9 protein-coding genes and 8 tRNA genes are annotated in these 11848 nt (G+C 31.1%); 15 read left to right on the forward strand and 2 right to left on the reverse strand.

Annotation, left to right across the window (positions count from 1 at the left end; genetic code table 11):
- Positions 1-30: 30 nt before the first annotated feature.
- Complete coding sequence (locus C7J89_RS06780; protein ID WP_061854337.1) at positions 31-534, reverse strand: hypothetical protein; 504 nt, start codon at positions 532-534, stop codon at positions 31-33.
- 267 nt (positions 535-801) lie between these two features.
- On the opposite strand from C7J89_RS06780, the gene hemE reads away from it, so the two are divergent.
- The 14 genes from hemE (at position 802) to C7J89_RS13515 (ending at position 10448) form a co-directional block, all read left to right on the forward strand.
- Entirely contained in the window at positions 802-1836 is a 1035-nt protein-coding gene (gene hemE, locus C7J89_RS06785) for a uroporphyrinogen decarboxylase (protein WP_103295446.1), read from the forward strand.
- A 68-nt stretch (positions 1837-1904) separates the two neighbouring features.
- Positions 1905-2828, forward strand: coding sequence for a ferrochelatase (gene hemH, locus C7J89_RS06790; RefSeq protein ID WP_103295447.1), 924 nt, complete (start codon positions 1905-1907; stop codon positions 2826-2828).
- 18 nt (positions 2829-2846) lie between these two features.
- Positions 2847-4241 (forward strand): protoporphyrinogen oxidase, encoded by a 1395-nt coding sequence (gene hemY, locus C7J89_RS06795; protein WP_103295448.1) that lies wholly within the window; start codon positions 2847-2849, stop codon positions 4239-4241.
- Between the two features lie 79 nt (positions 4242-4320).
- Positions 4321-4878 (forward strand): RBBP9/YdeN family alpha/beta hydrolase, encoded by a 558-nt coding sequence (locus C7J89_RS06800; RefSeq protein WP_103295449.1) that lies wholly within the window; start codon positions 4321-4323, stop codon positions 4876-4878.
- 329 nt (positions 4879-5207) lie between these two features.
- Positions 5208-5281: transfer RNA gene (locus C7J89_RS06805), tRNA-Met, on the forward strand.
- A gap of 12 nt (positions 5282-5293) precedes the next feature.
- Positions 5294-5369: transfer RNA gene (locus tag C7J89_RS06810), tRNA-Asp, on the forward strand.
- Between the two features lie 4 nt (positions 5370-5373).
- A tRNA-Phe gene (locus C7J89_RS06815) sits at positions 5374-5446 on the forward strand.
- A 15-nt stretch (positions 5447-5461) separates the two neighbouring features.
- Positions 5462-5537, forward strand: a tRNA-His gene (locus C7J89_RS06820).
- A gap of 13 nt (positions 5538-5550) precedes the next feature.
- Positions 5551-5624 (forward strand) — tRNA-Gly (locus tag C7J89_RS06825).
- 11 nt (positions 5625-5635) lie between these two features.
- Positions 5636-5710, forward strand: a tRNA-Asn gene (locus C7J89_RS06830).
- A gap of 1 nt (position 5711) precedes the next feature.
- Positions 5712-5783 (forward strand) — tRNA-Glu (locus C7J89_RS06835).
- Between the two features lie 47 nt (positions 5784-5830).
- Positions 5831-5919 (forward strand) — tRNA-Ser (locus tag C7J89_RS06840).
- A gap of 1044 nt (positions 5920-6963) precedes the next feature.
- Positions 6964-7203, forward strand: a complete 240-nt coding sequence (locus C7J89_RS06845) for a hypothetical protein (RefSeq protein WP_061854342.1) — start codon at positions 6964-6966, stop codon at positions 7201-7203.
- Between the two features lie 668 nt (positions 7204-7871).
- Complete coding sequence (locus C7J89_RS13515; protein WP_159031772.1) at positions 7872-10448, forward strand: YSIRK-type signal peptide-containing protein; 2577 nt, start codon at positions 7872-7874, stop codon at positions 10446-10448.
- Positions 10449-10716: 268 nt separating this feature from the next.
- Here C7J89_RS13515 and C7J89_RS06855 read toward each other — a convergent pair whose 3' ends face one another.
- Positions 10717-11148 (reverse strand): GNAT family N-acetyltransferase, encoded by a 432-nt coding sequence (locus tag C7J89_RS06855; RefSeq protein WP_103296174.1) that lies wholly within the window; start codon positions 11146-11148, stop codon positions 10717-10719.
- A 392-nt stretch (positions 11149-11540) separates the two neighbouring features.
- On the opposite strand from C7J89_RS06855, the gene C7J89_RS06860 reads away from it, so the two are divergent.
- Positions 11541-11828, forward strand: a complete 288-nt coding sequence (locus C7J89_RS06860) for a hypothetical protein (protein WP_103296170.1) — start codon at positions 11541-11543, stop codon at positions 11826-11828.
- The last annotated feature ends 20 nt before the right edge of the window (positions 11829-11848 follow it).

Here is an 11848-nt window from a genome sequence, read left to right on the forward strand (position 1 = left end):
GTAATCATGAATAACCACTTTTCATTGTCTTTAATTGTCATCAATTGGATATAAGAAACGTTCGAAGTAAGTTGAAAATTGACCACTAGAACCGAAAAATTGACTTAATGATAGTTTGTCAAAGTGATTGTTAAATAGAGTGGAATTTTTAAAAGTTTCGTAAGTACTTCGTGAACTGAAACCAAAATAAATTTTATAAGTTAAGCCTTCAACAGGTTTTAAGAAGCGATAAGACTTAAATCCAGCAAATTGTGAGAAATCTGCTGATATACCTAATATTGTTTTTTCTAATTGATATGCATGATCGTCAGTAGTTGGAATGAATAGAACTGCATAAAAATTATCTTTATTTAATTCGCCTTCTGATTCTATAACATCATAAACAATAGGTTCTTTTAAAACTGTAGTATCATCAGTTTCTTCTATTATTACTGATGAATCAGAAGTTGAAAACTGTAATAAATCATGGTCTGGGTTGTTAATTCTAATTTGATTTAAGTAACCAAAAGTACCATATGAAGCATACAATTTCATAATTTCTTTATCCCCCTTAGTTAATAAGCATGTGTTAAAGATTATAACAAAAAAGGTATATACACAATACACTTATTTAATTATTTTAAAAATTATGCTTTGTCAATATTATAATAGATTTAAAAAAGAAAACAATAGCCAAAACAATTGTATTTTTACAATTTAAACAGTATGGCATTTTTATGACATTTAAGCAGAAAAAAATACGGCGAGCCGTGCAATATGATATTATAAATAAGAATGATTATAATGTAGGAGGATTTAACGGTGCATAATAAAAATAATACAATACTTAATATGATAAAAGGTCAACATGTTGACCACACACCGGTATGGTTTATGCGTCAGGCAGGAAGGTCGCAACCCGAGTATAGAAAACTAAAAGAAAAATATTCTTTATTTGAGATAACACATCAACCTGAGTTATGTGCATACGTTACGCATTTACCTGTCGATAATTATAATACTGACGCTGCAGTATTGTATAAAGACATTATGACACCACTACAACCAATCGGTGTAGATGTGGAAATTCAATCTGGTATAGGTCCAGTAATTCATAATCCTATTAAGTCACTTAGTGATGTTGAAAAATTAAACGATATAGATCCAAAAAGAGACGTACCATATGTATTAGATACGATTAAATTATTAACGACTGAAAAATTAAACGTACCATTAATTGGTTTTACTGGTGCACCATTTACATTAGCTAGTTATATGATTGAAGGTGGACCTTCAAAAAATTATAATTTCACAAAAGCTATGATGTATAGTGATGAACAAACATGGTTCGCTTTAATGGATCATTTGGTTAATATATCAATTTCATATGTAGTAGCTCAAATCGAAGCAGGTGCTGAATTAATTCAAGTGTTTGACTCATGGGTGGGTGCACTAAATGTACAAGACTATGAATATTATATAAAACCTGCGATGACTAAATTAATTTCTGGAATTAAGGCACAATATGACGTACCTGTTATTTTATTTGGTGTTGGCGCTAGTCATTTAGTTAATCAATGGAATAGCTTACCAATAGACGTCTTAGGGCTAGACTGGAGATTATCTATTAAAGAAGCAAGTGACTTAAATATCACAAAAACGTTGCAAGGTAATTTAGATCCATCTTTATTACTTGCACCATGGGATGTCATAGAAAGTAGATTAAAAGATATTTTAGATCAAGGAATGAATTACGGGCAACACATATTTAACTTAGGTCATGGTGTTTTTCCTGAAGTAAAACCTGAAACACTAAGAAAAGTGACAGAATTTGTACACAATTATACCCGTCGATAAAGGGTATAATCTAATTAATGAGTAATGGTGAACGAATTTTTTAAGTTTAATACAAAGGATGATAAAGCATGGTAAAAACAGTAGGACTATTGGTTATGGCTTATGGTACTCCATATAAAGAGAGCGACATTGAAGATTATTATACAGATATTAGACGTGGTAAAAGACCAACAGATGCTGAATTACAAGATTTAAAAGATAGATATGAATTTATCGGGGGACTATCTCCTTTAGCTGGTATGACTGATAAACAAGCGGAAGCTCTACGAGATGCGTTAAATGAAACTTATGAAGACGTAGAATTCAAACTATATCTTGGACTAAAACACATTACGCCTTATATAGAAGAGGGCGTTAAACAAATGCATGATGATGGTATAGAAGAAGCTGTAACCGTCGTTTTAGCGCCACATTTTTCTAATTTCTCTGTAGGTTCGTATAATAAAAGAGCAAAAGAAGAAGCGGATAAATATGGTATTAAATTAACGCACGTAGAACATTATTATCATCAAGAAAAATTCCTTCAATATTGGACACAAAAAGTTAATGAAACGTTAAATGAAATTCCAGAAGATGAACATGACGATACAGTTTTAGTAGTATCTGCACATAGTTTGCCAAAAGGTATGATTGAAAAATCAAATGACCCTTATCCTAATGAATTACACGAAACAGCAAAATTATTATCTTCACGTTCAAATATTAAACACGTCGCAGAAGGTTGGCAATCAGAAGGTAATACGGGCACACCATGGTTAGGACCAGATGTTCAAGATCTAACACGTGAATTATATAAAGAACATGGATATAAAAACTTTATTTATACGCCAGTTGGCTTTGTATGTGAACATTTAGAAGTTTTATATGATAATGATTACGAATGTAAAGTAGTCTGTGACGAAATTGGTGCTAATTATTATCGACCAGCAATGCCAGATACTGATCCATTGTTTATTGGTGCCATCGTTGATGAAATTAAAAAATTATTTTAAGAGGTAGCGTGATTTTTAGTGGCTAAAAGTGTTGCAATAATTGGAGCGGGTATTACCGGTTTATCAAGCGCATATTTTATAAAAAAGCAAAATCCTAATATTGATGTAACTATTTACGAAGCTACAGATAGAGCTGGAGGAAAAATTCAAACATATAGAAAAGATGGCTATACAATTGAATTAGGTCCAGAATCTTATTTAGGCCGTAAAAAAATTATGACTGATGTAGCAGAAGAAATAGGGTTAAAAGATGACTTGATAACCAATCAAACAGGGCAATCTTATATTTATGCTAAAAATAAACTTTATCCAATCCCGGGTGGCTCTATTATGGGCATTCCTACAGACATTAAACCATTTATTTCTACAAAACTTATTTCGTTAAAAGGTAAGTTAAGAGCAGGTTTAGATTTAATTAAAAAACCGACAAAAATGAATGAAGATATTTCGGTAGGTGCTTTTTTTAGAGACAGACTCGGTGATGAAGTCTTAGAAAATTTAATAGAGCCATTAATGGGTGGTATCTATGGAACTAACATTGATGACTTAAGTTTAATGAGTACCTTCCCAGAATTCAAAAAGCGTGAAGAACAATTTGGCAGTTTAATTAAAGGCATGAAACATGAAAAAGAACAACGTATGAAGCAGCGTCAATTATACCCAGGCTCTCCAAAAGGGCAATTTAAACAATTTCGACATGGTCTAAGTTCTTTTATCGAATATCTGACAGAATATGTAGAAAATAAAGGCGTTAAGATTAAATATAATACAGCTATAGATGATGTTATCGTGTCCCAACAAAATTATAAATTGATTATTGGAGACGACAGTAAAACATATGATGGCATTATAATTGCTACACCACATGAAGTATTCATGAACTGGTTTAAGGAAGATCCAGCGTTAGATTATTTTAAAACGATGCAATCTACAACAGTAGCCACTGTCGTAATGGCATTTGATGAACAGAATATTGAAAACACGTATGAAGGTACAGGATTTGTTATTGCACGTACAAGTAATACTAATATTACCGCATGTACTTGGACAAGTAAGAAGTGGCCATTTACAACGCCTGAGGGTAAAGTGCTAATACGTGCTTACGTAGGTAAACCCGGAGATACGGTAGTCGAAGAGCACACTGATTCCGAAATCGTTAACATTGTTAGAAATGATTTGAGTAAGATGATGAAGTTTTACGGTGATCCAGATTTTAGTATCGTAAATAGATTACCTCATAGTATGCCACAATATCATGTTGGTCATATAAATAAAATTAAAGAGATACAAGAGCACATTGCTACAACATATCCGAGATTACGTATTACTGGTGCGCCGTTTGAAGCGGTTGGCTTACCAGACTGTGTTGCTCAAGCTCAAGAATCTGTTGAAAGTATGTTAGTTGAATTATAAAAAATATAGTTGAGGTGTGCATATATGCCATAAGGTATGTATGCAACTTCAACTTTTTAATATAAATGAGGTGAAAGATATGACAGATATCGTTATTGTACATTCAAAACTAGGGGATGCAACGAATCATTGGTATGACTGGTTACGTAATAATTTACAATTGGAAGGTTATAACGTTACATTGTTTGATATGGCAGATGCCTATTCTAAGCCATTAAAAGCTTGGGTAAAAGCAATGGACGAACAAGTTAGCATAAGTAAAAATGATACATATTTTATTACTCATGGTTATGGCACATTGGCTGCACTTAAATATTTAGAGTTACAAGAAATAGATCCTATAGAAGGTGTATTTATTATTTCTGGTTTTAAAGAAGATGCAACAGCTATTGATGACAATTTATCTGTAAATAATGAGAAGTTTGACTATGAAAATATTAAAAACAAAGCACAACAATTTTATGGTTTATGCGCAAAAGACGATAAATATATTTCATATAAAGAAACACAACGCCTAATGGATATTTTGAATGGTAAATGTAAAGTTACGTCTTACGGTGGTCATTTTATAGATGAAGATGGGTTCTCAACATTTATTACGTTACAAGAAAACATTCAAAAAATAATGGCTAAATAAAGGGAGGGGGCTCTTGAATTTCAAAAATGGGAATGAAGTGAGGGGATGTTTGAGCGTTATATGGGGGTTTTTGGATTAAAATTAATATAAATTCATCACTAAAATTAAAATATTATTGTTATAATCCTTTTTTACACTAAAAAGTTCAGGGAAGTTATTGACTATAGTACAGAAAATTAATATACTTAAAAAGGCTTAAAAAACAGTCGCGTTTTGCAAGTAACAAGTTGAAATTAAACGTTTTTGTTAACAAATAGTTCTTGACTTGATAGTGATAAACATGGTAAGATAATTTGGTAAGCCAATCGTAAAGAATTTAATATTATTACCGCGGGATGGAGCAGTTCGGTAGCTCGTCGGGCTCATAACCCGAAGGTCGGTGGTTCAAATCCGCCTCCCGCAATTACATATTTTTGGTCTCGTAGTGTAGCGGTTAACACGCCTGCCTGTCACGCAGGAGATCGCGGGTTCGATTCCCGTCGAGACCGCCATTATGGTTCAGTAGCTCAGTTGGTAGAGCAATGGATTGAAGCTCCATGTGTCGGCAGTTCGACTCTGTCCTGAACCATTACTTTTAACTTTGGCGGTTGTGGCGAAGTGGTTAACGCATCGGATTGTGGTTCCGACATTCGTGGGTTCGATTCCCATCAACCGCCCCATAATCGTTAACTAGCGGGTGTAGTTTAATGGCAAAACCTCAGCCTTCCAAGCTGATGTTGTGGGTTCGATTCCCATCACCCGCTCCATCTAATATTATTCCACAGTAGCTCAGTGGTAGAGCTATCGGCTGTTAACCGATCGGTCGTAGGTTCGAGTCCTACCTGTGGAGCCATGGCCCCGTGGTCAAGCGGTTAAGACACCGCCCTTTCACGGCGGTAACACGGGTTCGAGTCCCGTCGGGGTCATACAAACAGAAGTGAAAAATCGCTTCTGTTTTTTTATATTCTTATATGGAGAGTTGTCCGAGTTGGCCGAAGGAGCACGCCTGGAAAGTGTGTAGGCGCCACAAGCGTCTCGAGGGTTCGAATCCCTCACTCTCCGTAATTTCGATATTCCTCGTTATTCATCGTTTAACAGAACGTTGATATAACGGGGGTTTCTTATATATCGAGGTTCTTCGTTAAGCACCGTTTATGAAATTCTATGCCAATTTAACGCCAACGTCCTCACATTTTTTATCTCATTACGCCAATGATGTTGGCATTGCTTCTAATGCAGTCATGGCCTTATCTTTCTCTTTTTCAGCAGTTTCATATAACAAGTAAGAGTATACAGCCATCGTCGTTTTTATATTGCAATATCCTAATCGTTTTTATATTGCAATATCCTAATCGTTTTTATATTGCAATATCCTAATCGTTTTGAAATGTAATATATTGCAATATCCTAATCGTTTTGAAATGTAATATATTGAAATATCATTATGAAGTAAATAAAAGCAGTGTATATAGTAGACTTAGATAAGACTTTATTCAGATTTTTTTACTCAATTACAGTTTAATTTTTAGCTTTTCACTTAGAATATAAAATTCTTAAATTAATTGCTGTGGAGAATGTCTACCAGCAAATTGAGATTCAATCCATGATATGTTTTTAATTATTTTTATTGTCTAAAGAGTTAAATCTATGTTCAACATTTGAATACATATTATATACGGATAGCTTTTATTTGAAATAAGTATAAGCTAATGCATATTTTACTAATCAACGCTATATCTTTACTACTTTGGAATATTTAATATACTAGTTAACTTGTTGTAAAGTATTCTATAGATAGAAGATTTATTATATTCAACTTCAAACACTAGCTGCAAATAGTAATAGATGCACCATTTGCAGAAGTTAATGTAAATAATATTCTAAGTCAAACTTCATTCTGCTGCGTTGTTTGCTTAATCGATCTTAATATAGAAAAGAATGCAAACCAATTATTATCATGTAAATGTTTTAGGTGATAAAGATAAACGACAGTAAAAATATATTACAATTCATAACAAAGATTAAACAAGTAAATTTAAGTTAATTAACACAGACAAGTGGCTTTGAAATACCATCAAAATTTTATGATAAAAAGAGGTGGGTAATATGAGTGAATTTATAGAAAGAAAAGAATTTGATCAATTTGAAAAAAGAATTGAAGATAATTTTAAAAGTCTTAATTCTAAAATAGATAGGTTACCTATTACTTTTGAAGATAAAATAGAAAAACATGTTAATAATGCTAAGTTTCGAATCATAATGTGGATAATTGGTACTGCTATTGCAACTGGAAGTTTGATTTTAGGAGTTATAGGCTTAGGTGCTAAAATATTAGGGTTATACTAACACTCATTAGCTAGTGGATGTTTTTAAATTCTATAAAAAGCAATGTAGATATAATTATTAGTACAACTTACAATAAAAAAAGATATTAATGCTTCTGTCATTAGACACATTAAAAGAGTAGAACATAAATTAAAAAATTTTAATTTTAATAAAGCTTTGGATTTATATGAATATGAAAGCCCACCTAAATAAATAGGTGGGCTTTTTTGATGTTAAATATATTTCGAGAAAGTCCTTTAAATATTGATTGTAAAAGATTTATAGAATTCTTTAGTTTAAGATACTTTGATATTCTTCATTCTTCGAAAATTATGTAGTGTAACATCATTTTATTTACTTTTATATGGATAAATATTTACCAATTTGAAGTTTTGTATAGAACTATTTTAAATTAGCAATAAATGTTACTTTCCCTCTAAATTCTTTATTATTCTTCAATTTTTCAAACTTTTAATACCTTTTTCATGTGAATATGAGTTAACTAATTAGATTAAAATATGGATGAATTTGTCCTAATTTTTACAACTATGTAGTTATAAATTTACCATATGGCCTTGTTATCTTCTTTAAATCAATAACTATACATATAATTAAATTCGGACGAATTATTATTAAAAAAGATAATATATATTAATTTGTAGAATATAATAGTAAGGTAGGTTATTAAATTGGAATTCTTCAAAGAAGATACAGCTAGAAAACGTAATAAATATTCGATTCGTAAATTTAGTGTAGGCATCGCCTCTATATTAGTTGGGAGTGCCTTTGTTTATAGCAATAATGAAGCACAGGCTGCTGAAGCAGAAGTAAAAAATAATGTCCAACAAAATGAAACAGCTCAACCTAAAGCACAAGGGGCAACTAATACTGAACAGGTTACTACTAATCAAGAACAAACAGTACAAAGTTTAAATACTGGAAGTAATCAGGATGTTAATAAAAATAGTGCAGGCGGTAATTCAACAACGCAACCTAATAAGCAAGCAACAAATAAAAATGGACAACCTAATGTAGTCAAAGCGCCTGTTCAATCATCTGGAAACGCTCAAACTAACAGTGCAGTCGGAAGTAATACACAGAAATCACAGAATAGTGTAACGCAAAATAATTCCGCGGATGATAAGGAAATCAATAAATTAAAAGAGCAAGTAAACAATAAAATAAATAAACCAAGTGGTAACTCAAGCAGTAATAATCTTGATAACAAAGATTATTACGCAAAATTAGTGACAAAAGCTACGAGTGATTTAGAAGATGCCGCTGAAAAGCATCGCGCGAAATTAACTTTAGAAACGATCAATAAGCGTGTAGATACTGCTCTTAAGGAAGTAAAACCTGTCAATATAGAACAAAAAACAGTGGATCAACATACAAAATATAAAGAAGTATTTGATTATATTAATAATCAAAAGCAACATCTTTCACAGCCTGAATTAGAGTTGTTCTTAAGAAATGCGTCTCGTGTGACTGACTTCCCAGATATCTGGAAAAATTATAACGCGCTATCTGATCAAGCGACTTTAGGTAGATTACCTAATTCTCAAGAAAATATTACGTATCTAAATAAATTACTAACTAATTTACAAGATTTAGTTCAAAATCGTAATAATACTAATTATTACAAAGAGCTTGCTAAGGATAAAGTAGTTAAAGAACTAGAAAATCACTTTAAACTATTGAATATTACTGAAAAAGATGGCTACCAAGTAGCAAATATCGAAATCAAAAGAGATAGTGTAGATATTAATGAATATGAAAATGGTAAATACAAACTTTGGTTGAACCGCTTTGAACAAAGAGGATTAAGAACTAATGAAGCTATAAATAATAAAATTGCTAAAGTTACAGTTACTTATCGTTGGAATGGTCAAGATTATGAAGAAGTTTTAGCTAGAGACGAAAAAGGGTTCTATTGGTTTAGAGAAGATGAAAAATTCTCTGGTGGTAAAAAATCAGTGGGTGGAAGTATTAATTTCCATGTAACGTTTAAAAAAGATATAGTCTTAAACAAAGATACGGATAAAATTTGGGGCTATAATATTAGCGATGGTAACAATGTAGAAACTATTTTTGGAGCTAATATTGGATTTAGTAAAATTAATTTCGACAGCCAAGCTAATGATATTAACACTAAGACATTGACGCAGTTAAAAACTAAAGCGTTAAGTCACATTGATGCCTTAACACAAGTTTTCGATGATAGTAATGATATTAAAGGTTTTAAAGAACAAGTTAATAGTATCAATACTTCACCAAAAAATACAACTGAACTTGAAGAGGCTATCGATAAGTTAACAGAGGTTACGCACAAACTTGTTAAGGGTGCATTAAAGCATAACTTAGTTGCTGTACCTAGTCAGGGACAACATATTGGCCAGTATGCGCAACAAGTTGAAGATGGTTATTACTTAGGCTTCCAAGCATTAAATACTAATCCAGTTAACTCACTAAATGCCGATAGTTCATTAACTATAAATCCAAAAGGATACTTCTTCTACACGCTAAAAGCTGAGAATGAACTTGCAGCAGGTAAAAAAGTCAATGTTAAAGTAGTTACTAGTAAAGTAGATCCTAGAGCCAAATTTGAATTAGGGGCTCAAGATGCTAATAATACTTATATTGGCAATCTAGCGACAATAAGGAAAGTTAAGGAAAACGTTTATGAGTTAACTGATTATACTATACCTCAAGGCGCGAAGAAAATTGTGTTGCGTCTAGATAATAGAAATGGAGTTGACGCAGTTCAAGTAAGTGGATTTAAAGTGATTTCATCTGATCATAGTAATCCTAATGGTCAAAATCTATTGGTAATTCCTGGCAATAAAGAAAACATTAAGGATTATGCTGCTACAAATAGCGACCCATACTTCTTAAGTTTCCAAACGCTTAAAACTGACCCATTAAACTCGTTAAACGCAGACGGTTCATTAACTTTAAAACCAGGCGGTTATTTCTTCTATAATTTAAAAGCACAAGATAAATTAGCACCAGGAAAACAATTTAGTATTAAAGTATTGTCTAATTCTAATAATGCTAATACTAAATTTGAATATGCATTCCATAGCAGTAATGGAGAATATGGCAAAACGATTAAGGCGATAACTCAAACACAAGATGGAGTATATAGCGTTGAAGACGTTGTAGTACCAGACAACGCGACTGATGTATCATTAAGATTAGATAATCGTTTAGGTAAACAAGATGTTGTAGTACAAGGAATTTTTGTATTACCTAAAAAACAATAGTTGAAGTAGTTGTTGATACGTAATATCTACACGTAATTTTAGAATAGACGAGTTAGAATTTTAGCGACTTTATATGTCCTAAAATAAAAAAACAGTAGAAATTCAATTTTAAGAACTGAATTTCTACTGTTTTTCCTATTTAAAGGCCGTTGGTTAAAATTTCTCTTGTTATCCTAGCAAATACGAAAAGCTTCTTTGTTAATAATGTAATGAATATATATTTTATGTAAAACATTTAAAAAATAAATTAAAAGCAGTAGTTAATAAATTATAGTTTTAAATGTAAAATAGGATAATTTCTACCTTGTGCATCTTTTTTTGATTCTTTATATTGCTTGAATCCATTCTTTTGATAAAATTTTAAAGCATTATGATTATCTTTATTAACGTCAACGTATTTTATATCGTTCTCTCTAATTAAATATTGTAATATTTCTGTGCCATAACCTTTATGGAAATGTTCAGGTGCTATAAATAACATTTCTAAATTTTGTTCATTTATACCTGAAAATCCGACAACTTCGTTATCATTAAACCATAAATATGCATCGACATATTTAAAGTAAGTAGGAATTTCTGTTTTTAACGTTAATCTATCAGTTTCTGTTAAAAAATCGTGTGTTGCACATACTGATTCTTCCCATATTTTTAAGGCGGTTGTATAATCTTTTTCATTAAGTGGGTATTTTGTTAGCTTCATATTTTTATCTATCCTTTAAAATTGCTATTTTAATTATAATATATGTAAAAGTTTAATGAAATTAAACTAGGTTATCGAGGTTTTAAAATAAATAATAATAAAGATTGTTTGATTCTTAATTTGAATAAATTTTACTTATATATTAATTTTGAAGCGCTTAGAAAAATTTTGAGAGTTATACTATGATGTATAACTCACATTGATTTTTGTGCCTAAGATGCCACTATTTTTTTTATTTTGAGTTTTTTCTGTACTTTTTATAATAAGTTTCGTAATATAATGCTAAAAATATAGCTATTAAATATAGTGATTTTGTTAGAATTCAATTAAAAAATAGCGCTTTATCATTTAGAATCTAGAAAAGTAATTTTAAAAAAGTAGTAGGTGATACTATGAATAGTGAGTATGTTACAACTTTAGAGTTTGAACATTATCAAAAACATATGAATGCACGATTTGATAACATTGATAACAGTATTAATGAGCTTAAAGAACTTTTAAATGCTACGAACAATGATTTGAAAGATAGAATAAAAAATACCAGATTAGAGACTTTAGAGGCTTTAAATTCTAAAATCGAATCTAGTATTAATAAAATGAAACATGCACAAACGAAATGGTTTATTGTCACTGTTATTGCAACTAGTGCTTTAGCTGGTAGAATATTTGGCATATATTAGTATACTATACAAGTTTTCAC

This window comes from Staphylococcus kloosii, from assembly GCF_003019255.1.
In the GTDB taxonomy this organism is placed as follows: domain Bacteria; phylum Bacillota; class Bacilli; order Staphylococcales; family Staphylococcaceae; genus Staphylococcus; species Staphylococcus kloosii.